Source organism: Cloacibacterium rupense, assembly GCF_014645495.1.
Lineage (GTDB): Bacteria > Bacteroidota > Bacteroidia > Flavobacteriales > Weeksellaceae > Cloacibacterium > Cloacibacterium rupense.
In genome coordinates this window covers 45,604-65,657 of record NZ_BMLV01000005.1, presented here as the reverse complement: position 1 = coordinate 65,657, position 20,054 = coordinate 45,604, and the positions used below count along the sequence as shown (strand labels likewise).

General features: G+C 32.0%; 24 protein-coding genes. 18 read left to right on the top strand and 6 right to left on the bottom strand.

What is annotated here, in order from left to right; genetic code table 11:
- Positions 1-38: 38 nt before the first annotated feature.
- From IEW40_RS10925 to IEW40_RS10905, 5 genes are all read left to right on the top strand, one after another.
- The gene (locus tag IEW40_RS10925; protein ID WP_188618138.1) at positions 39-512 is read left to right on the top strand and encodes a Fur family transcriptional regulator; all 474 of its coding nucleotides are present in this window, start codon (positions 39-41) and stop codon (positions 510-512) included.
- Complete coding sequence (locus tag IEW40_RS10920) at positions 512-2,263, top strand: OstA-like protein (protein WP_188618137.1); 1,752 nt, start codon at positions 512-514, stop codon at positions 2,261-2,263. Before IEW40_RS10925 ends, IEW40_RS10920 begins: the two co-directional genes overlap by 1 nt.
- A gap of 90 nt (positions 2,264-2,353) precedes the next feature.
- Positions 2,354-3,532 carry an aspartate aminotransferase family protein gene (locus IEW40_RS10915; RefSeq protein ID WP_188618136.1) on the top strand — a complete coding sequence of 393 codons (1,179 nt, stop codon included), beginning with the start codon at positions 2,354-2,356 and terminating at the stop codon, positions 3,530-3,532.
- 157 nt (positions 3,533-3,689) lie between these two features.
- Positions 3,690-4,076, top strand: a complete 387-nt coding sequence (locus IEW40_RS10910; RefSeq protein WP_188618135.1) for an START-like domain-containing protein — start codon at positions 3,690-3,692, stop codon at positions 4,074-4,076.
- An 87-nt stretch (positions 4,077-4,163) separates the two neighbouring features.
- On the top strand, positions 4,164-4,973 hold the full coding sequence (locus IEW40_RS10905; protein ID WP_188618322.1) for an aminotransferase class IV: 810 nt from the start codon (positions 4,164-4,166) through the stop codon (positions 4,971-4,973).
- 173 nt (positions 4,974-5,146) lie between these two features.
- Here the strand turns inward: IEW40_RS10905 and IEW40_RS10900 are convergent, their stop codons facing one another.
- Positions 5,147-5,695, bottom strand: a complete 549-nt coding sequence (locus IEW40_RS10900; RefSeq protein WP_188618134.1) for a YqgE/AlgH family protein — start codon at positions 5,693-5,695, stop codon at positions 5,147-5,149.
- 24 nt (positions 5,696-5,719) lie between these two features.
- Here IEW40_RS10900 and pdxH point away from each other — a divergent pair, with 24 nt between their 5' ends.
- Positions 5,720-6,364: a pyridoxamine 5'-phosphate oxidase gene (gene pdxH / locus IEW40_RS10895; protein ID WP_188618133.1), complete on the top strand. Its 645-nt coding sequence runs from the start codon at positions 5,720-5,722 to the stop codon at positions 6,362-6,364.
- Between the two features lie 141 nt (positions 6,365-6,505).
- On the opposite strand, the gene IEW40_RS10890 is transcribed toward pdxH, so the two are convergent.
- Complete coding sequence (locus IEW40_RS10890; RefSeq protein WP_188618132.1) at positions 6,506-6,796, bottom strand: HU family DNA-binding protein; 291 nt, start codon at positions 6,794-6,796, stop codon at positions 6,506-6,508.
- Between the two features lie 401 nt (positions 6,797-7,197).
- Here IEW40_RS10890 and panD point away from each other — a divergent pair, with 401 nt between their 5' ends.
- From panD to IEW40_RS10875, 3 genes are all read left to right on the top strand, one after another.
- Positions 7,198-7,548, top strand: a complete 351-nt coding sequence (panD, locus tag IEW40_RS10885; protein ID WP_188618131.1) for an aspartate 1-decarboxylase — start codon at positions 7,198-7,200, stop codon at positions 7,546-7,548.
- Between the two features lie 90 nt (positions 7,549-7,638).
- Complete coding sequence (locus IEW40_RS10880) at positions 7,639-8,649, top strand: lysylphosphatidylglycerol synthase transmembrane domain-containing protein (protein ID WP_373283805.1); 1,011 nt, start codon at positions 7,639-7,641, stop codon at positions 8,647-8,649.
- 144 nt (positions 8,650-8,793) lie between these two features.
- Entirely contained in the window at positions 8,794-9,294 is a 501-nt protein-coding gene (locus IEW40_RS10875) for an FKBP-type peptidyl-prolyl cis-trans isomerase (RefSeq protein ID WP_188618129.1), read from the top strand.
- A gap of 55 nt (positions 9,295-9,349) precedes the next feature.
- Here the strand turns inward: IEW40_RS10875 and IEW40_RS10870 are convergent, their stop codons facing one another.
- Positions 9,350-10,009, bottom strand: coding sequence for an SGNH/GDSL hydrolase family protein (locus IEW40_RS10870; protein WP_188618128.1), 660 nt, complete (start codon positions 10,007-10,009; stop codon positions 9,350-9,352).
- 85 nt (positions 10,010-10,094) lie between these two features.
- On the opposite strand from IEW40_RS10870, the gene IEW40_RS10865 reads away from it, so the two are divergent.
- A complete protein-coding gene (locus tag IEW40_RS10865) occupies positions 10,095-10,337 on the top strand; it encodes a VF530 family protein (RefSeq protein WP_188618127.1) in 243 nt (80 codons plus the stop codon).
- On the opposite strand, the gene IEW40_RS10860 is transcribed toward IEW40_RS10865, so the two are convergent.
- The 3 genes from IEW40_RS10860 to IEW40_RS10850 all read right to left on the bottom strand — a co-directional run bounded on the left by IEW40_RS10860 (position 10,334) and on the right by IEW40_RS10850 (position 13,294).
- Positions 10,334-10,708 (bottom strand): YchJ family protein, encoded by a 375-nt coding sequence (locus tag IEW40_RS10860; RefSeq protein ID WP_188618126.1) that lies wholly within the window; start codon positions 10,706-10,708, stop codon positions 10,334-10,336. The two genes, IEW40_RS10865 and IEW40_RS10860, sit on opposite strands and share 4 nt — an antisense overlap.
- An 11-nt stretch (positions 10,709-10,719) precedes the next feature.
- A complete protein-coding gene (locus IEW40_RS10855; protein ID WP_188618125.1) occupies positions 10,720-11,157 on the bottom strand; it encodes a hypothetical protein in 438 nt (145 codons plus the stop codon).
- A 100-nt stretch (positions 11,158-11,257) separates the two neighbouring features.
- A complete protein-coding gene (locus IEW40_RS10850) occupies positions 11,258-13,294 on the bottom strand; it encodes a M3 family metallopeptidase (RefSeq protein ID WP_188618124.1) in 2,037 nt (678 codons plus the stop codon).
- Positions 13,295-13,388: 94 nt separating this feature from the next.
- Here IEW40_RS10850 and IEW40_RS10845 point away from each other — a divergent pair, with 94 nt between their 5' ends.
- The 8 genes from IEW40_RS10845 (at position 13,389) to rpoN (ending at position 20,036) form a co-directional block, all read left to right on the top strand.
- Positions 13,389-13,922 carry an SRPBCC family protein gene (locus IEW40_RS10845; protein WP_188618123.1) on the top strand — a complete coding sequence of 178 codons (534 nt, stop codon included), beginning with the start codon at positions 13,389-13,391 and terminating at the stop codon, positions 13,920-13,922.
- 74 nt (positions 13,923-13,996) lie between these two features.
- A complete protein-coding gene (locus IEW40_RS10840; RefSeq protein WP_188618122.1) occupies positions 13,997-14,446 on the top strand; it encodes a hypothetical protein in 450 nt (149 codons plus the stop codon).
- Between the two features lie 10 nt (positions 14,447-14,456).
- A complete protein-coding gene (locus IEW40_RS10835) occupies positions 14,457-14,966 on the top strand; it encodes a nitroreductase family protein (protein ID WP_188618121.1) in 510 nt (169 codons plus the stop codon).
- A gap of 114 nt (positions 14,967-15,080) precedes the next feature.
- Positions 15,081-15,647, top strand: a complete 567-nt coding sequence (locus IEW40_RS10830; RefSeq protein WP_188618120.1) for a 30S ribosomal protein S16 — start codon at positions 15,081-15,083, stop codon at positions 15,645-15,647.
- Between the two features lie 71 nt (positions 15,648-15,718).
- The gene (gene rimM / locus IEW40_RS10825) at positions 15,719-16,261 is read left to right on the top strand and encodes a ribosome maturation factor RimM (RefSeq protein ID WP_188618119.1); all 543 of its coding nucleotides are present in this window, start codon (positions 15,719-15,721) and stop codon (positions 16,259-16,261) included.
- Between the two features lie 82 nt (positions 16,262-16,343).
- The gene (locus tag IEW40_RS10820; RefSeq protein ID WP_188618118.1) at positions 16,344-16,970 is read left to right on the top strand and encodes an LA_2272 family surface repeat-containing protein; all 627 of its coding nucleotides are present in this window, start codon (positions 16,344-16,346) and stop codon (positions 16,968-16,970) included.
- 70 nt (positions 16,971-17,040) lie between these two features.
- Positions 17,041-18,489 (top strand): asparagine--tRNA ligase, encoded by a 1,449-nt coding sequence (gene asnS / locus IEW40_RS10815; protein ID WP_188618117.1) that lies wholly within the window; start codon positions 17,041-17,043, stop codon positions 18,487-18,489.
- A 77-nt stretch (positions 18,490-18,566) separates the two neighbouring features.
- Positions 18,567-20,036, top strand: coding sequence for an RNA polymerase factor sigma-54 (gene rpoN, locus IEW40_RS10810; protein WP_188618116.1), 1,470 nt, complete (start codon positions 18,567-18,569; stop codon positions 20,034-20,036).
- The last annotated feature ends 18 nt before the right edge of the window (positions 20,037-20,054 follow it).

The following is a 20,054-nucleotide window of genomic DNA, read 5'->3' as shown; positions in this document are numbered from 1 at the left end:
TTAAAAATTATTAATAAATTTGTCTATCAAACAATAAGATGGAAGCAACACAAAAAGAAAAAAACATCAAAATTATAAAAGATGTTTTAAAACAATATCTTCAAGAAAAATCCTATAGAAATACCCCAGAGCGATACGCTATTTTGGAGGAAATTTACAATATGGATCATCATTTTAATGTGGATGATTTGTACTTTATCATGATTAATAAAAAATATCATGTAAGCAAAGCTACCATTTACAATACCATAGAGATTTTTCTAGACGCAGGCCTTATAAGAAAGCATCAGTTTGGTGAAAAAACCATGTCTTCTTCATCTTACGAAAAATCATACTTTGATAAACAACATGACCACTTAGTGATATATAAAGAAGGTTCTGATAAAGAAATAGAAGAGATTATTGAATTTTGTGACCCTAGAATTCAAGGGATTAAACAATCTATTGAAGAAGCTTTTGGGGTAAAGATTGATACGCACTCTTTATATTTTTACGGCCATAAAAAAAAGTAATGAAGAAATTTCTTTTCCTAATTTTAATATTTTTTGCTCAATTTTCATTGGCGCAAATAGATAAAATCAACCCGAAAACTCCGCCTACCAAAGATGTTTTCTTCAAAAAAGAAAATACAATGGGCGCAAAGCCAACTCAAAAAGTAAAGCACATACATTCTGACTCTGTCAATAGAAAGCCTGATATGTACGGAGGAAATACTTTTTTTGATGGTAATGTAGAGTTTCAACATAATGGAGCTGTTCTTACTGCCAATAGAGTAGTTTACTATGAAAAAGATAATTTTGTAAAAGCCATAGGGAACGTAGTTTTAGTGACCTCAGACGGAAATAAAATTACCGCCGAAGAAATGGAGTATGACGGTGAAACCCAACGGGGTATTGCCAGAAAAAATGTGGTGCTTACAGACCCAAAACAAACCATTTCTACAGATGTTTTGTATTATGACAGAATCAAAAATACCGCCTATTTCAACTCTGGTGGAACTATTTTTGATGGTAAAACTACCATGTGGACGCAGACTGCTACGTATTTTATAGATTCTAAAATGAATGAATTTACGGGCAACTATACCATAGATAATGACCAATACAGAGTAGAAGGTAAAAATATAAAACAATATCAAAGTACCAATACTGCAGATTTTTTCGGGCCAACTACCATTACCAATAAAGAGAAACCGTCTAACTATGTTTATACAGAAAACGGAAAGTATCTGATGTCCCAAAAAGAAGTCTATCTCAATAAAAATTCTAGAATTCACTACAATGGGAAAATCCTTACGGGTGATAAAATGTACTACAATCAGTTGACTGGTTTCGGGAAAGGCGAAGGTAATGTACGCTTAGATGACCCAAAAGAAAAACGATACATAAAAGGTGGTTATGGAGAAATTTTTGAGAAAAAAGATTCTGCCATGATTACCCAAAAACCTTATGCAGTAAAAGAACTCAAGAATGATACCGCATACATTGCAGCTGAAAAATTCTTAACCTATCAAAAACCTGATTCTGCTGATAAGACTAAGAAAAAAAACTATCTGAGAGCTTTCAAAAAAGTAAGAATGTATATGACCAAGGCGCAAGGTAGATCAGATTCTTTGAGCTTTAATGAAACTGATGGTGTTTTGCATTTTTTCACAAAACCTATTTTTTGGAGTGGCGAAAAACAAATTACAGGTCACAAAATAGAAGCATACTTCAATACCGAAAACGAAAATATAGATTCTCTGAAAGTGGTGGGCAATGCTTTTGCCATTAGTAAGGTAGATTCATTGACCATGAAAGATGAATTTCATCAAGTGAAAGGTAAATTGATGACCGTTTTCTATCAAAATAATGAAATGAAACTAGCAAAAGTGATAGGGAATGCTCAATCTATAACTTATGTAGATTCTGAAAATCAAAAGACAAAAAAATTAGATAGAATAGGGGTTTCAATTTCTAATTGTGGTGAAATAGAAGCACTTTTCGAAGATAGAAAAATTCAAATTCTAGCTTGTAATATCGGCGCGCAAAATGATATTTACCCAATGAGTAAAATAGCTCCAGAAAAACGAAAATTTGCTGATTATTACTGGAATACCAAAGATCGCCCTCTAAAATGGGAAGACATCTTGGTAGATTCGCCAAATAATGAAGAAAAAGTATACGAAGCAGACGATGAACTCTTTAAAAAAGCAGAAGAAATTCGTCTGAAAGAAGAAGAAAAGAGAAAACCTAAAACCATCAAAAGAGATAGGAAACTATAAATTAAAAGTCGGGACATGTTTTCCGACTTTTTCTTTTAAATTTCTCAAAATCTTCCAATTTTCAATTTCCATCTTCCTTATCTTTGCACTATGAAGCAAGAATTTTTCAAATATCAAGCACAGACTACACCTTTTGCAGCAGGTTTCGAGGTAGAAAAAGCCGCAGGAAGTTACATTTATGGTAAAGATGGCAAGGCTTATCTAGATTTTGTAGCGGGTGTTTCTGCCAATACTTTGGGGCATTCTCATCCTAAAGTTGTAAATGCCATAAAAGAACAAACAGAAAAGTATCTTCACGTAATGGTTTATGGTGAATATGCTCAGGAAAAACCTGTGGCACTTTGTCAATTATTAGCAGAAGCTACACCAGAACCATTAGAAGTTACTTATTTGGTTAATTCTGGTGCAGAAGCAATTGATGGCGCTCTTAAATTGGCCAAAAGATATACAGGCAGAGAAGAAATTATCTCCATGAAAAATTCTTATCACGGCAATACTCATGGTGCACTTTCGGTTTCTGGGAATGAGTTTCATAAGAGAGAGTTCAGACCATTATTGCCAATGATTAGTTTTATAGAGTTTAATAATGAAGAAGAATTTTCAAAAATTACCAAAAAAACAGCCTGTGTAATCGCAGAAACTATACAAGGTGCCGCAGGTTTTCTCACGCCTTCTCAAGATTATTTTAAAAACTTGAAAAAAAGATGCGAAGAAGTTGGTGCTTTATTGATTTTGGATGAAATTCAACCAGGATTTGGTAGAACGGGTAAACTTTTTTCTTTTGAACATTATAATATAGTACCCGACATTTTGGTCATGGGAAAAGGAATGGGTGGCGGAGTTCCGGTAGGCGCTTTTATGAGTTCTGCTGAAACCATGCAATCGCTTCAGCATTCTCCTAAATTGGGACATATCACTACTTTTGGGGGGAATCCTTTAATTGCTGCTTCTAGTTATGCAACTCTGAAAGAAGTTTTAGAAAGTGGATTGATGGAAGAAGTTTACGAAAAAGAAACTCTTTTCAGAGAATTATTGGTTCATCCAAAAATTAAAAAAGTAAACGGAAGAGGTCTGATGTTGGCAGTTGAATTAGAATCACCAGACTATACACTTAGAGTAGCAAAAAGATGTATGGAAAAAGGCTTGATTGTTTTTTGGCAATTGTATCGAAATGAGTTCATGAGAATCTCGCCACCTCTTACTTTGACCAAAGATGAAATACGAAAAGGTTGCCAGATTATTTTGGCTGCTTTAGATGAAGTAGAATAGTAAAGTTAAAATGTAAAATCAATAGCAAAGTGTTTTCAAAAATTTTGAAAACATTTTTTATGCTTAATTTCATGAAATATTGTGAATTTTTATAACAAAAGTATTGCATAAATAAAAAATTAATTTATATATTGCGACACCGAAAAAAAGGTGAAGTATGACGAAAACTAAAGTACAGTTTGAATATCCAATGCATTGTCAATCAGAGATTTTGTATGAATATCTTGCCAGTGCAGAAGGTCTTGCAGAATGGTTTGCAGATGAGGTAGTAGAAAGAGGTGATGATTTCTATTTTAGTTGGAATGGTGGCCCTGCAGAAAAAGCTACATTAATTAGATACAAGCCAGAAAGTTTTGTGAGATTTCGTTGGGAAGAAGACGAAGGCACTAAATATTTCTTTGAAATGACCATTGCTATTGATGAAATTACCAATGACCTTTCTCTTAATATTACAGACTTTTGTGACAAAGGTGATGAAAATGAAAGCAGATTGTATTGGGATAATTTGATAGAAAACCTACAAATTAAATTAGGCGCTGCTTAGTTTATTCTAGATATAAAATTAATTGATAATTGAGAACTCAGTTATCAATTTTTCTTTTTTTTATACTTTTTTAATTGCAATTTTATGATATACATAGACGGAGAAAAAAACCAAGATAAAGCTTTCCAAAATAATGCTTTCTTATATGGTGATGCTGTAAAAGTTCATTTTTTTGTGAAAGATACTCAATTGATTATGGCAGAAGAATGCTACTTCTTTTTGATGGCTTCTATGCGAAAAATGAGAATGAATATTCCTCTTACTTTTACGCTAGAATTTTTCTCAGAAATGTTCACAAAATCTATTCTAGAAAATGCAATCAAAGATGCAGTAATAGAATTTTTAGCTTATAGAAATAGAGACGAAGTTTTATCTGCAAAAACGCCTGTTCATTTTTATTTTGAATTAAAACCAAAAATTGATGTCCTTGAAGTTTCAGAGAAATATGAGATGGATATCATCAAAGAAATTTCAGTAAATACAAACGTTTTGAGCAATATAAAGGTGCATTCTCCAGAAAATATTTATGCGGAAATTTATGCTAAAGAGAATGATTTAGATGATGTGATTCTATTGAATCCTGATAAAAAAATAGCCAGGTCTATTTTTGGAAATTTACTTTTATTAGAAGAAGATATCATAAAGATTCCAAAACAAACAGAAGGCGCATACATTTCTCCATTGATGGAAAATTTTGTAACATTTGTGCACAAAAATAATTTGGCTTCTATAGAAGAAGCAGAATTAAGCGCTTTTGAAACTCAAAAAGCTGATGAAATTCTATTGATTTCAGATGAAAAAGGGATTTTTACCGTATCTAAAATTAGAAACAAAGAATTTACAAACCAAAGATATAAAACAATGCTAGATGCATGGAAAAATAGTTTTTTAAATTAATATCCTTCTCCATTAAAGAGAAGGATTTTTTTTAATAGACGAACTCGGGAAACAACCTTATCAGATGGTCATTTACCGAGTTCTTTTTTATTTGATTTACATTAAAAACGGAACTTCCTTCCAAAGAATTTCTAAAAGAAATATTAAAATTTTGTTAAAATCTTAACCTTAACCTAATTCATACTTACATCTTCAGGAGAATTGGCCCAAAGCAAAAAATCACCACCTAGATTTTGCATAATTTTTTTCCATAGACTTTGGTCGTTGGGTAAAGTGTAGTCTAAATTATAAATTTCTACGGGGGTCCACATTTTGTTTTGAATTTCTCGGTCTAGCTGATTGGCGCTCCAACCAGAGTATCCAGAGAAAACTTTTACATTTTCTACAGGCAATTTATCATCTATTATACTAGAAACAATCTCTTCTATGTCTTCTGTTAAATAAAATTCATCTTCAATTTTTGTGTATTTTTCCGTGATAGGATTTCCTTTAACAATAAATGAAATTCTGTCATTTTCTACAGGGCCACCTTCATATACTTCCACGTTAAAACCAAAAAGCTCTAGCAATTTACTACTCATAAGGTGATTTTTTTTGTTCAAAATCAGTCCATAGGCACCCATATTATCATGCTCTATGATGAGAACCACAGATCTAGAAAATATATCACCAGAAATATCTGGAGTAGAAATTAATATTTTACCTTTGTAAGAGTAATTCATGTATCAAATTTAAAAAAAATTTTGATGGAAAATCTTCATGATAAAAGAAAAATTTACGAAAAATCTCAGTTGCTAGAAAGCCAGATAAAAGAAAATCCTATAGAGATGTTTAGAGATTGGTTTTTAGAGGCAGAAGAAAATCCTGCAGTCTCAGAAGCTAATGCAATGGCAATTTCTACTGTAGAAGCAGATGGTTGCCCCAGAACTAGAATGGTACTTTTGAAGGCATATACATGGGAAGGTTTTATATTTTATACAAACTATAACAGTAAAAAAGGAAAAGCTATAGAAAAAAATGCTAATGCATGTCTTCATTTTTTTTGGCCAAGTCTTGAAAGACAAATTATTATAAAAGCTGAATTAGAAAAAATCCCAGAAAATTTGAGTGATGGATATTTCCATTCTAGACCAAAAGGAAGCCAATTAGGGGCTGTGGTTTCTCATCAGAGTTCTGTAATCCCAAACCGAGAATTTCTAGAAAATAAATTAAAAGAATTAGAAAAAGAGTACGAAAACAAAGAAGTTCCAAGACCAGAAAATTGGGGAGGTTATCTGGCAAAACCATATGAAATAGAGTTTTGGCAAGGTAGGCCTAATCGCTTACATGACAGAATTATATATGAACTTCAGGAGAATTTTGATTGGAAAATCTCTAGATTAGCTCCGTAAAAGAAAGTGAAATTTAACCAAAATCTAAAGCAATAGAAGGAAAAGTATTTTTTATATAAATTCTTGATTCATAAAGCTTGATAAATAAGAAAATCGCCGAAACTTAGTTCCGGCGATTTATTGTTTTTTATAGAAAATTAATTATTTCTTTTTAGCTCCAGAAACCGCAGCAGATAAGTCTGCACCAGCTTTAAATTTAGCAACTTTTTTAGCAGCAATTTTAATTGGTTTTTTTGTAGCAGGGTTAATACCTTGTCTTGCAGCTCTTTCGGCTACTGAAAATGTACCGAAACCTACTAATGCAACTTTACCATCTTTTTTCTTAAGAGTAGCAGTTACGTTAGAAATGAAAGATTCAAGAGCAGCTTTAGCAGCAACTTTAGTGATACCAGCATCTTTTGCGATTGCGTCGATTAATTCAGACTTGTTCATAGTTGTAAATATTAATTGTTAATTTGTTATGTAAGACAAATATATAACAATTTTGAAATTACACAAATTTTTTTCATAATTTTAATGATAATTATACTTTTTTCTATGATTTAGCTTAAATATGATAATTCGTATCTATAACTAAAAATGGACTTTTTCAATAGCTCAAATTCTTTTTAGATACTATAAATATTGTGTTTTTTAAATGTTTGTTTAATAAATTTTTAAATTGCGAATTTGTTAATTTTGTACGTTTTGTTTTGTTTTCCTACTTTTTATGCAATTTATTTTTGATATTCATGTAGATTAGTTTTATTTTGTGCTTTAAATCAGTTGATTGCATATTTTTGTTATTTTGAATTTTGCATTTTTTTAACATAAAAAATGATTAAATTTGCAGCATGTTTATAGAAGTTTTTAAATCGAAAATCCACCGTGTTACCGTTACTGCTTCAGATCTAAATTATATTGGTAGTATTACGATAGATGAAGACCTTATAGAAGCTGCTGGTTTAGTAGTAGGAGAAAGAGTTTATATTGTAAACGTAAACAATGGTGAGCGTTTTGATACTTATGTGATTAAGGGGAAAAAAAAATCTGGTGAAATTTGTCTGAACGGTCCTGCTGCTAGAAAAGTGCAGAAAGGCGATGTAATCATCATCATTTCTTATGCTCAAATGTCTATGGAGGAAGCAAAAACCTTCCAACCAAAAATTATTTTCCCAGACGAAAAAACCAATCTTTTAACTTAAATTCCTATTCTTTTGGAAAATCAAAAAAAATCTTTCTCGCTTAAAAATCTTTTAACCATTCTTATTTCTTTGGTTTTTGCCGCATTGTTTATGTGGCTGGCTTTTAGGGGACTAGATTTTGAAAACATAAAAATTTCTTTGGCAAAAGCCAATTATCTTTGGGTATTAGCAGCCATGGTTTTTGGTCTGTTGGCGTATTGGTTTAGAGCTATTCGTTGGAATTTATTGCTAGAACCTATGGGTTACCAAATATCTAACTCAAATTCTCTTTGGACGATTTCTTTCGGATACCTCATGAATCTTACCATTCCTAGAAGTGGCGAACTAGCACGTTCTACTGCTTTGTATGGCGTAGAAAAAGTTCCGGTGGATAAATCTTTTGGAACTATTATCCTAGAAAGAGTGGTAGATTTGGTTTGTATGTTAGGATTTTTAGCATTGACATTGGTTTTTAAGTATAAAGCGATTCTCTCATTTTATGATTTTGTAACCAACCAAAAAGATAAAAAAGAAAAATTTATTCCTAATTTTTTCGAAAAATTTATGATGAAATTAGGCGTTCAAGATTTTGACGCTTTTTATTTTTATCTTAAAATAAGTTTTGTAGTCGTAGCTTTTTTAGCAGTTATTGGGCTATTCATTTATAAAAGAGAAAAATTAATTGAATTTGCTAAAGGAATTTTCCACGGATTGACTTCTATTTTCAAACTAAAACAAAAAGTAAAATTCATTGTACTTTCCGTTGCGATTTGGGTTTCCTATTATTTTGCTGCTTATTTGGTGTGTTTTGCTTTACCAGAAACTTCACATTTTACATTTGCTGATGGATTTTTTGTGATTGTTGTAGGAACTTTAGGCATGATGGTTCCGGCTTCTGGAGGAATCGGTGCATTTCATTTTGCAATGAAAATAGGTATAGGCGCCCTTTTCTTTTCTTATGGTAAAACTTTCGAAGAAGGTGCAGCTATAGGTTTGTCTTACGCATTTATTTCTCACACCATGCAATTGGTGATTATGGCAGTGATGGGGTTTATTTCCATTCCAATGCTTGCAAAAGCTAGAAATGAAGTGGTGAAATCCAATAATTTTCAAAATGTTTGATGAAAAAAAGTGATTTTTAATGAGTGGTTCATTCTTCTCATTTTTAAATAAGTCAATTTGGCAGTAATTGTCTAGATTTTTCAAAAGGCAAGAAATTTGACACAATAGAATAAAAAGAGAGCATTCTCTAAAATCAAAAATATTATGACAATAGACAACAAACAAGTAGTTGCACTTAACTACATTCTTCATACTGATGGAGAAAACAACGAAAAAGTTTTGGTAGAAAAATCAGACGTAGAAAACCCACTTACCTTTTTATATGGAGTAGGAATGATGATTCCTAAATTTGAAGAAAACATCAAAGGTTTAACAACTGGTGACAAAGCTTCATTTACCATTCTACCAGCAGAAGGTTATGGCGAGAGAAATCCTGAAGCTATAGTACAATTGCCTTTGGAAATGTTCAAAGAATCTGGTATGCCGCCAGTAGGTGCCATTTTGCCGCTTTCTGATAATCAAGGGAATCATTTTCAAGCAGTGGTTTTAGAAGTGACTGCAGAAGTGGTGATTGCAGACCTTAATCATCCAATGGCTGGTAAAACATTACATTTCGAAGTGGAGATTGTAAATCATCGTGAAGCAACTCCTGAAGAATTAGCTCACGGTCACGCACACGGAATTGACGGTCATTCTGGACATTAATTTTAAATTCAATTTTTATAAAAGATAAATCCCGAAAAATTTTTCGGGATTTTTTTTATTTCAAGGTTTTCATTAAAATTTCTTCCATTTTTTTGTAACCCGCAATATTGGGGTGTACTTCGTCATCAGCATATAATTTGGGTAACCCATTTCTTTCATCTTTCATTTCGTCAAAATATTCTACATAAGAAATTTTGTTCTTTTGCGCATATTCTTTTAATAATTTATTTAATGCAACTACTTTTTCTGCTGGTTGTAATCCTGTTCTCCACCAAAATTCATATGCAGGAAGCACAGAGCATAGTACCACTTTTATTTTGTTAGCTTTTGCCAATTCTACCATAGAAATGATATTTCCTAGAATTTTATCGTGAGAAATCTTTCCTTGGTTTTCAGCAATATCATTGGTTCCGGCCAGAATGATTACTTTTTTGGGGTGAAGATTTATCACATCTTCTCTGAATCTCAAAAGCATTTGCGAAGTGGTTTGCCCTGAAATACCCCTTCCAACAAAATTATTATCAGAAAAGAATTTCGGGTCAGAATTCACCCAACCTTCCGTAATAGAATCTCCCATAAAAACTGCATTTGGAAAAGTACTTTGAGATTTTACTTTTACGTTATCTTTCTCGTATTTAGAATAATTGGCGAAATCTTGAGCAAAAAATAATATTGACATTAGAGATAAAGCTAAAGTGAGGATTGTTTTTTTCATTGAACTAAATTTATATCCAAAGATAAGGAATAAGTTTTTCCGAAAATTCTGTTTTTCATCATAAAATTGATATTTTTACAAAATAATGGAACATACTTCTAAAGACCCTTTACACGGAAAAAGACTAGACACCATTCTAGAAGAATTGGTAGAATATTACAATGGTTTCGAAGAATTAGGGAAACAAATCAATATCCGTTGTTTTAACGAAAATCCTAGCATTAATTCTTCGCTTAAATTTCTCCGAAAAACCGATTGGGCAAGAAAAAAAGTAGAAAGTCTTTACTTGTATGTTTTGAGGCAAAAAAAGAAAAAAGGTTTACTTTAATCTAAAAACTTTCCCGAAACATAATACCATTTTTTATCGATTTTTTTGAAAGTCGAAAGTTCGTGGTGGATGTTTTCTTTCCCAAATTTATCAGTGAAATAAGCCTTAAATTCTACTTCTTTTTCGCTAGATTGTATGATTTCTAGTTTTGTCCAAGTGTTTTCTTTTCCCCAGTTTTCCAACTCGGTCTTATGGTGAAATTTCCTTTTGTTAGGAAGCGTAGTCTCCCAAAGATAATCACCATTCGGAATGGCGAATGCAGCATAACGAGAACGCATGAGTTCTTCCGCAGTTTTTGGAAACTCTTTTTTAGAATGAAACGGTTCGCAACATTCTTCGTATAATTTTCCTGAACAACAAGGGCAATTCATTTTTTAAGTTTTTATTTAAAATATTTTTCAAAATTTACTTTTGCTTTTTGGCATTCTTTCCAATACAAAAAAAATGTTATAAAATATATTAATGTTAAAATAAGAATATCTTCATAAATTGAATAATATTTTATATTCCAGAGGATTAATAGTGTTAAACAAAGCAAAAAAACAATCACCGAAAAATGAAGACGCATTTTCAGAATTATTTTGGAATCTATGTCGCCTATAAGTTCACCTTTTATATTTGGAGAAAAAGAATTTCTACCTTTAATAACAGGCGAAATTTCAAAATTGGAATTGTTTATCTTACCATAAAATGTTTTTTTATCATAATCGAAATTAAAAGGAAATGTTGGTATTTTGCCTATGAAAACAATTTTTTTTAATGTTTCTAAATTTTGAGCTTTGGTATTTATCGTTTCTATTTCAAATTTATTAAAATACATTTTTCTAAAATTAATAATTAAGCCTTATCAGTTATATAATTTTTCTGAACAATTAGAGCAATTTGTCATCAAAAATTTATTTTCAATTCTCAATTTTCCATTAACCAAACGCTCTCTTCAACAAACTTTCCACTTTCGGTTCGCTTCCTCTGAAATTTTTGTACAATTCCATCGGGTCTTTTGTTCCACCGCTAGAAAGTAAAACTTTGTATTTTGCAGCAATTTCAGGATTGAAAATTCCATTTTCTTTGAAATATTGAAAAGCATCAGCATCTAAAACTTCTGCCCATTTGTAAGAATAATATCCCGCAGAATAACCTCCCTGGAAAATATGCGAAAAACTTGTACTCATCGCAGTTTCAGGATTTGTAGGATATAATTGTGTTTTCTTCGTGGTGTTATCCTCAAATTCTTTCACACTCCAATTCTCCAATTCATCCACTTTTGTGTGATAAGTCATATCCAAAATTCCAAAACCAAGTTGTCTCAAAGTTTGATAACCTTCCATAAAGTTTTTAGAATCAGCTATTTTCTGGATTTTTTCGTCTGGTAAAACTTCGCCAGTTTGGTAATGTTTGGCGAAAGTTTTCAGAAATTCGGGTTCGTAACAATAATTTTCTAAAAATTGAGAAGGCAATTCTACAAAATCCCATTTCACAGAAGTTCCCGAAAGTGTTGGATATTGCGTGTTCGCCAAAATTCCGTGTAAAGCGTGCCCAAATTCGTGGAAAAGTGTAGTTACTTCTTGGAAAGTCAATAGACTTGGTGTTTCCGAAGTTGGTTTCGTAAAATTACAAACCACAGAAATATGTGGACGAACATTCTCTCCGTTCTGTATTTTTTGAGATTTAAAACTCGTCATCCAAGCTCCCGCTCTTTTTCCTTTTCTCGGGTGATAATCAGCGTAGAGTAAAGCAACAAAATCATGGCTTCCGTCTTCCGACTTCTGACTTCTGACTTCATATGTTTTCACTTCCGGATGATATTTTTGTACATCATTAATTTCTACAAATTCTAATCCAAAAAGTTTCTTAGCCAAACCAAAAACTGCTTCTTCTACTTTATCGAGTTGGAAGTAAGGTTTCAGTTCTTCATCATCAATATCATATTTTGCTTTGCGAAGTTTTTCGGCGTAAAAAGCGTGGTCGTAACTTTGCATTTCATCAATTCCATCAGCTTTTGCAAGAGATTTCAACTCTTCAATTTCTTTTTGAGCAAAAGGAGTGGCTTTTTCTAATAATTCATTCAAAAATTCAAAAACTTTGGCAGGTGATTTTGCCATTCTTTCTTCCAAAACATATTCAGCGTAGTTTTTGTAACCTAGAATTTCAGCTTTTTGTTGTTTTAGAGAAATAATTTCTTTAATTAAATTTTGATTATCAAATTCATTATTTTTAAAGGCTTTTTTACCGTTTTCAAGTGCCAATTCCTTGCGTAATTCTCGGTTTTCGCAATACGTAATAAACGGAACATAACTCGGATATTGAAGCGTGACAACGTATCCTTCCAAATTTCTTTCTTTGGCTTCTTCCGCAAATTGTGCGAGAATAGCTTCGGGAATTCCAGCTAAATCTTTTTTGTCTGTAATATGTTTGAAATAATTATTGGTTTCTGCCAAAACATTTTGCCCAAATTGAAGCGATTTTAGAGACAAATCCATATTGATTTTCTCTAATTTTTTCTTGTCTTCATCATTCAAAAGTGCACCATTTCTTACAAAACCTTTGTAAGTTTCATTGAGCAACATTTGTTGTTCTTCATTTAATGAATACTTTTCTTTCTCGTCAAAAACTTTTTTAATTCTAGCAAAAAGTGCTTCGTTTTGAGAAATTTGGGAAGAAAATTCGGATAAAATCGGCGAAACTTCTTGTGCTATTTTCTGAATTTCGTCGTTGGTTTCCGCAGAATTTAGATTGAAAAAAATGCTAGAAACGACATCTAATTGTTCGCCAGAATACGCCAAAGCTTCTATGGTGTTGGTAAAAGTAGGTTCTTCTGAATTATTGGCGATTTCGTCAATTTCTTTTTTAGAAATTTCTACGAGTTCTTTGAAAGCAGGAAGGTAATGCTCATCTTTGATTTCATTAAAAGGTGCAGAGTTATATTTGGTGTTGAATTTTTGTAAAAGCGGATTCATTTGATTGATAGTTATATGTTGTGTTCTAAAAAGTCTTCAAATTTAATTAAAATCAAATTAGTTATCTTTGATAAAACTTAAAAACTTAAATGTTATGAAAAAATTTTTTAAAATTATGTTAGGAATTTTTATAGTTCTGTTTCTAGTATTGCTTATTGCAATGTTTACGTTTAGTGAAAAATACCATTATGAAAAATCGATAGTAATTAATGCTCCTGTAGAAAAAGTTTGGCAACACGCCAATTCTATGGAGAAAATAAATGAATGGAATCCTTGGATGAAACTAGATCCAAATATGAAAAAGGAATATTCTGGAGTTTCTGGGCAGTTGGGTGATGAGTTTTTTTGGGACAGTAAACAAGATGACGCTGGCTCTGGAAGACAAAAAATTGTAGAAATAATTCCTGCTAAAAAAGTGAAATCGCAAATTACTTTTTACAGGCCTAGTCCAGGAGATGCAGTGGCAGAAATTGTCTTAATGCCTGAAGGTAATTCTACAAAAGTAACTTGGAGTTTAGATTCAGAAATGAAACGCCCAAGTAATATAATGAAACCAATGTTTGATTATTTTATGAAAAAATCTTACACAGAGGGTTTAGACGAGTTGAAGAAACTTTCTGAGAAATAATAAATATAGACATTTTAAAACCTTTCAAAATTTTTTGGAAGGTTTTTTGTTTTTATATTTGACGAGTTTAGAATATGCAGAAACAAGATTACAACAAAGAAAACATAAGAACTTTTGTAAATGAGCAAATTTCGGGGAAGATAAAAACATTAGAATTTTATCTAAATTTCACGCTAGAAGCAAGTCGAGAAGTAAAGAAAACTTCAAAATATGATTCGATAAGAGAAGAAATACAGGAAGAAATTTATCATCTTGATAAACAAATGTTTGCCCTAAAAAATATGCGAAGAGAAATGCAAAAAGTACTGAATGTAACTTCTAAAAATGTGCAATTAGGTTCATTAGTAATTACCAATAAAGCGAGGTTTTATATTTCGGTTTCTTTGGGTGAGTTTTTCTTTGAAAACACCAGATTTTATGCGATTTCTACCGAAAGTCCGATGTACAAAATAATGGCAGGAAAATCTGTTGGAGATTCTTTTGTGCTCAACAAAATTCATCAAGAAATTTTAGAAGTTTTATAAAAATTTGAAAATGAAAAAATCAGAAATAGTAAAAGAAATTATAGAAAGTAGAAGAAGTGTCTTCCCAAAAGATTATTCTGGAGAAGAAATTTTAGATGAAATTTTAGATGAAATTCTAAATGCTGCAAATTTTGCTCCCAATCATAAAAGAACAAAACCTTGGCGTTTTAAAGTTTTTAAAAATGATAAAAAACAAAATTTGGCTAAAGAAATTCAGAGAATTTATAAAAAAACCACGCCAGAACATTTGTTTTTAGAGAAAAAATATTTGGATTTTGAAGACAAAATTTCAAAATCTAATGTCATGATTACCATTTCAGTAAATTTTAGTGGCTTGGTTCCAGAATGGGAAGAAATCGCGGCTACAGCAATGGCAGTACAGAATATGTATCTTACTTGTACAGCAAACGAAATTGGTTGTTATTGGAGTTCGCACAATGTGATTAATCATCTCGGAGATTTTTTAAATTTAGAAGAAAACCAACGTTGTATCGGGCTTTTCTATTTAGGGAAAATTTAATTTCTTACTTCCAGCGTTCAACTTTCGTCAAAATTTTTTAGAAACAGAAAATTTTCTTATCTTTGCACTCTTAAAATATTAACAGGGACGAGTTCCCATAAATTTCACAACAATATGTCAGTAAAAATTAGATTACAAAGACACGGTAAAAAAGGAAAACCTTTTTTCCACATCGTAGTAGCAGACGCTAGAGCTAGAAGAGATGGTAGATTCATCGAAAAATTAGGCGTTTATAACCCAATTACAAATCCTGCAACCATCGAACTAGATGTAGATGCTGCTGTAAAATGGTTAAATAACGGTGCTCAACCAACTGATACTGCAAGAGCTATCCTTTCTTACAAAGGTGCTTTACTTAAAAAACACTTACAAGGTGGTGTTGCTAAAGGTGCTTTCGATGAAGCTGAAGCTGAAAAAAGATTCAACGCTTGGTTAGAAAGCAAAGAAGCTGCTGTAAACTCTAAAAAAGATGGTTTAGCGCAATCTAAAGAAGCTGCTAAAAAAGCTGCTCTAGAAGCTGAAGCTAAAGTAAACGAAGCTAGAATTGCTGCTGCTGCACAAGCTGAAGCAGATGCTAAAGCTGCTGAAGAAGCTGCAAACGCTCCTGCAGAAGAAGTAGTAGCTGAAACTGCTGAAGAAACTCCAGCTGCTGAAGCTGAAGGTACTGAAGCAGAAGCTTAATCAGTTTAAAAAAATAACTAAATTTGTAGAGGCGCGATTTATCGCGTCTCTCTCATTTTAAAACCTTGATAATGAATAAAAAAGATTGCTATTTTTTAGGAAAAATTACCAGAAAACACGGTTTAAAGGGAAATGTAATCATAAAACTAGATACAGATCAACCAGAATTGTACAATAAACTAGAAGGAATTTTCGTGGAAGTGAACGGACTTTTAGTTCCTTTTTTTATAGAAAAACAACAATGGGGAAATGATAATTCTAAAATCATCACCTTCAAAAATTCTTCTGAACAATTGGTAGAACAATCAATTGGAAAAAACGTTTTTCTTCCACTTTCTACGTTGCCAAAACTTTCTGGAAAACAGTTCTACTACCATGAAGTTATCGGTTTTGAAATAAGAGAAGAAGACGGTAAATCTTGTGGAAATATTGTAGAAGTAAATGATCAAACCGCGCAACATTATTTTATCTTAAAATTAGCTGACAAAGAAATAGTGATCCCTATCATTAAAGATTGGATTTTAGAAGTAAACCGAGATGAAAAATTTATTACAATGCAATTACCAGAAGGTTTGATGGATGTTTTCTTGGTGCCGTCTAAAAAAGATGAGTAATTTTTTCTGCTCTTGATTTCAATCAATTTTTTTTAGAAAAGTTCAACCTAGTTTTGTCTTGTAAATTTTAAAATTCAAGACAATGAAAAAACTGTTTCTTTTAGTAATATTAACTTGTTTTAGCTTTCTTTTAAAAGGACAAACGTTTCAAGATAGTTTGCTTATTTCTCAAAAAACTAAAATTATTGGTTTTTCACCTTCCAAAAAAAGTCAAAATATAAACGGAGTATTGATAAAATATTTTGATGAAATTGACACGGAAATTTCTCCAAAAAAAGTTAATGGAATTGGATTTGGGGTTAATCCGTTAGGAGTATTTTTCCCTATATTGGTTTTAGTGAGCATCCCTGAAATAGATAAATGGTCTTTTGATGAAATTGGAAGTACTGCAATTCCTGAAAAAATGAATAAAATCAATGGTTTGCAATTATCGATCGTAAATATGGAGCCGACAGTTACCAACGGACTAGAAGTTAATGTCTCTAGTAATTTAGGTGCGCCGTCTGTAATCAATGGACTTGCAATTTCTCCTTTATTTAATCTTCATCATACTCAAAAAGGCGTTGCAATTGCAACTTTTGCTAATGTAGGTGCAAAATGTAGAGGTTTGCAAATTGGACTTATTAACAACTGTTCTGATATGAAAGGTTTGCAAATTGGTTTCTGGAATAAAAACGGAAAGAGAAGCTTTCCTATAATCAATTTTTAAAAAATGATGTCTATCATCAAAAATTACGCCAAAATTTCATAAATTTGCCGTCCATAGTATTTATGAAGTTATGAGCAAGCAGACTATTAAAGAAATTTTAGGTGATTATAAAAAATTATTACACCACGATATTACAGTACAAGGTTGGGTAAGAGCGTTTCGTTCTAATCGTTTCATCGCGTTGAATGATGGTTCTACCATAAATAATGTACAAATTGTTGTAGATTTCGAAAATTTCGATGAAAATGTTATCAAAAACATCAAAACTGCTTCTTCTCTTAAAATTACTGGCGAAGTAATAGAAAGCGAAGGAAAAGGTCAAGATATAGAAATTATTGCTAAAAAAATTACCATTTTGGGTGATAATTTTTCTGAAGAAATGGAAAAAACTGTTCTTCAACCGAAGAAACACTCTTTAGAAGTTCTTCGTGACCAGGCTCACCTTCGTTTCAGAACCAATCTTTTTGGGGCGGTTTTTAGAGTGAGAAGTGCGGCGAGTTTTGCGATTCACCAATTCTTCAACCAAAATCATTTCTTTTATATGAACACGCCAATTATTACTGGTGCCGATGCAGAAGGTGCTGGTGAAATGTTTGGTGTAACGAATTTTGATTTGAATCAAATCCCAAGAGATGAAAACGGCGATATCGATTTTGCACAAGATTTCTTCGGAAAGAAAACCAATTTGACAGTTTCTGGTCAGCTTGAAGCTGAAACAGCAGCGATGGGATTGGGAAGAGTTTATACTTTTGGACCAACTTTCCGTGCTGAAAATTCTAATACTACAAGACACTTAGCAGAGTTTTGGATGGTAGAACCAGAGGTTGCTTTCAATAATTTGGAAGATAATATCGATTTGGCAGAAGATTTCTTGAAATATGTAATTGGCTATGTTTTAGAAAATTGCAAAGATGATTTGAAATTTTTAGACCAACGATTTACTGAAGAACAAAAACAAAAACCAGAAAAAGATAGAGCCAAAGAAGGTTTAATAGAAAAACTAGAAAACGTAATCAAAAAACGTTTTATGAGAGTTTCTTATTCTGAAGCCATCGAAATTCTATTGAATTCTAAAGAAAATAAAAAAGGAAAATTCCAATTCCCGATAGAGAAATGGGGCGCAGATTTGCAATCTGAACACGAACGTTATTTGGTAGAAAAACATTTTGAATCTCCAGTAGTTTTATTTGATTATCCTAAAGAAATCAAAGCATTCTACATGAGATTGAACGAAGATGGAAAAACGGTTGCAGCGATGGATGTGCTTTTCCCTGGAATTGGCGAAATTATCGGAGGCTCTCAAAGAGAAGAAAGATTAGATGTTTTGAAAACTAAAATGCAAGAAATGCACGTTGACGAACACGAACTTTGGTGGTACTTAGACACTAGAAAATTCGGTTCTGTTCCACATGCTGGCTTCGGACTTGGTTTAGAAAGATTAATTCTTTTTGTAACGGGAATGACAAACATTAGAGACGTAATTCCTTTCCCTAGAACTCCGAAAAATGCAGAATTTTAATTCGAAATTCTGTAAAATTTAATTATAAAAAAATCAGAAGTCGAAAATCTTATTTTTGAATTTCTAAAAAATAAACAATGCTCAAACAAAACCTACAATTAAAATTAGGCCAAAAATTAGCTCCGCAGCAAATTCAGTTGATGAAGTTGATACAGCTTCATACGCTAGAATTTCAGGAAGAACTTGAGCGTGAATTAGAAGAAAATCCCGCCCTAGAAGTAGTGAAAGAGGATAGCGGAGAGGACGATTTTTCTAGTTTAGATAATAGCAGTGATTTTGATGATGAAGGTACAGATAGCATAGATACAGATTTTGATGTAGATGAATATCTGTATGATGATGAACCATCTTACAAAACTTCTACCAGCAATTATTCTCCAGATGATGAGGAATATGATAATGAAAGCCTACTTACAGAAGGGCAATCTTTGTATGAATATCTTATGGAGCAAATTCATCTTTCTGCTATAGAAGAAGATGACTTAAAAATTGCAGAGTACATCATCGGAAATCTTGATAATGATGGATATATAAGAAGAGAAATTAAATCTTTGGTAGATGATTTGGCTTTTTCTCAGGGGATTTATACTACTCAAGAAAGAGTGAAGGAAATTTTAGAAAATTATGTTCAGAAACTAGATCCACCTGGTGTAGGTGCTAGAAATTTACAAGAATGTTTGTTGCTACAGATAGAGAAAAAAGTAAGCCGAGATAAGGCTGTAATTTTGGCTGGAAACATACTCAGACATCAGTTTGATGCATTAACCAACAAACATTATGCTAAAATCATCAATAAATATGATATCGAAGAAGAGGATCTAAAAGATGCTTTAGACGTCATCTCTAAACTCTCACCGAAAGTAGGAGGTAATTTTGATACCCAAACTATCACCATTAATCAAGAGATTATCCCAGATTTTGTGATTCAAATAAAAGACGGACAAGTTATTCCGCTTTTGAATAGTAGAAATGCACCAACTCTTAGAGTTTCAGACGAATATAAAGAGATTTTACATACGTATTCTCACGATAAAAACTCGGCAGAACATAAACAAGCTGCACTTTTCATCAAGCAAAAATTAGATGCTGCAAAATGGTATATAGATGCCATTAATCAACGTCAAAATACCTTAATGCAAACTATTTTGGCAATTGTAAAGTTGCAAAAAGAATATTTTTTAACCGGTGATGAAAAAAATATTAAACCAATGATTCTGAAAGATGTAGCAGATATTACTGGTTTTGATATTTCTACCATTTCTAGAGTAGTAAAAAGCAAATATGCTGATACACCCAACGGAATTATTTTGCTAAAGAATTTATTCTCAGATTCTTTAACTAATGATGATGGTGAAGAGGTTTCTACCAAAGAAATTAAAAATCATTTGCAAGAAGTAATAGGTAATGAAGACAAGAGAAAACCACTTACAGACGATGCTCTAGTAGATGTTCTGAAAGAAAAAGGTTACAATATTGCCCGAAGAACCATTGCCAAATACAGAGAACAACTCAATATTCCAGTCGCGAGATTGAGAAAAGAATTATAAAACGAAACCTTCAGATGA

Coding starts and splice junctions, on each gene's coding strand:
- IEW40_RS10925 (WP_188618138.1), top strand. CDS start 39: ATGGAAGCAACACAAAAAGAAAAAAACATCAAAATTATAAAAGATGTT.
- IEW40_RS10920 (WP_188618137.1), top strand. CDS start 512: ATGAAGAAATTTCTTTTCCTAATTTTAATATTTTTTGCTCAATTTTCA.
- IEW40_RS10915 (WP_188618136.1), top strand. CDS start 2,354: ATGAAGCAAGAATTTTTCAAATATCAAGCACAGACTACACCTTTTGCA.
- IEW40_RS10910 (WP_188618135.1), top strand. CDS start 3,690: ATGACGAAAACTAAAGTACAGTTTGAATATCCAATGCATTGTCAATCA.
- IEW40_RS10900 (WP_188618134.1), bottom strand. CDS start 5,695: ATGAATTACTCTTACAAAGGTAAAATATTAATTTCTACTCCAGATATT.
- pdxH (WP_188618133.1), top strand. CDS start 5,720: ATGGAAAATCTTCATGATAAAAGAAAAATTTACGAAAAATCTCAGTTG.
- IEW40_RS10890 (WP_188618132.1), bottom strand. CDS start 6,796: ATGAACAAGTCTGAATTAATCGACGCAATCGCAAAAGATGCTGGTATC.
- panD (WP_188618131.1), top strand. CDS start 7,198: ATGTTTATAGAAGTTTTTAAATCGAAAATCCACCGTGTTACCGTTACT.
- IEW40_RS10880 (WP_373283805.1), top strand. CDS start 7,639: ATGTGGCTGGCTTTTAGGGGACTAGATTTTGAAAACATAAAAATTTCT.
- IEW40_RS10875 (WP_188618129.1), top strand. CDS start 8,794: ATGACAATAGACAACAAACAAGTAGTTGCACTTAACTACATTCTTCAT.
- IEW40_RS10870 (WP_188618128.1), bottom strand. CDS start 10,009: ATGAAAAAAACAATCCTCACTTTAGCTTTATCTCTAATGTCAATATTA.
- IEW40_RS10865 (WP_188618127.1), top strand. CDS start 10,095: ATGGAACATACTTCTAAAGACCCTTTACACGGAAAAAGACTAGACACC.
- IEW40_RS10860 (WP_188618126.1), bottom strand. CDS start 10,708: ATGAATTGCCCTTGTTGTTCAGGAAAATTATACGAAGAATGTTGCGAA.
- IEW40_RS10855 (WP_188618125.1), bottom strand. CDS start 11,157: ATGTATTTTAATAAATTTGAAATAGAAACGATAAATACCAAAGCTCAA.
- IEW40_RS10850 (WP_188618124.1), bottom strand. CDS start 13,294: ATGAATCCGCTTTTACAAAAATTCAACACCAAATATAACTCTGCACCT.
- IEW40_RS10845 (WP_188618123.1), top strand. CDS start 13,389: ATGAAAAAATTTTTTAAAATTATGTTAGGAATTTTTATAGTTCTGTTT.
- IEW40_RS10840 (WP_188618122.1), top strand. CDS start 13,997: ATGCAGAAACAAGATTACAACAAAGAAAACATAAGAACTTTTGTAAAT.
- IEW40_RS10835 (WP_188618121.1), top strand. CDS start 14,457: ATGAAAAAATCAGAAATAGTAAAAGAAATTATAGAAAGTAGAAGAAGT.
- IEW40_RS10830 (WP_188618120.1), top strand. CDS start 15,081: ATGTCAGTAAAAATTAGATTACAAAGACACGGTAAAAAAGGAAAACCT.
- rimM (WP_188618119.1), top strand. CDS start 15,719: ATGAATAAAAAAGATTGCTATTTTTTAGGAAAAATTACCAGAAAACAC.
- IEW40_RS10820 (WP_188618118.1), top strand. CDS start 16,344: ATGAAAAAACTGTTTCTTTTAGTAATATTAACTTGTTTTAGCTTTCTT.
- asnS (WP_188618117.1), top strand. CDS start 17,041: ATGAGCAAGCAGACTATTAAAGAAATTTTAGGTGATTATAAAAAATTA.
- rpoN (WP_188618116.1), top strand. CDS start 18,567: ATGCTCAAACAAAACCTACAATTAAAATTAGGCCAAAAATTAGCTCCG.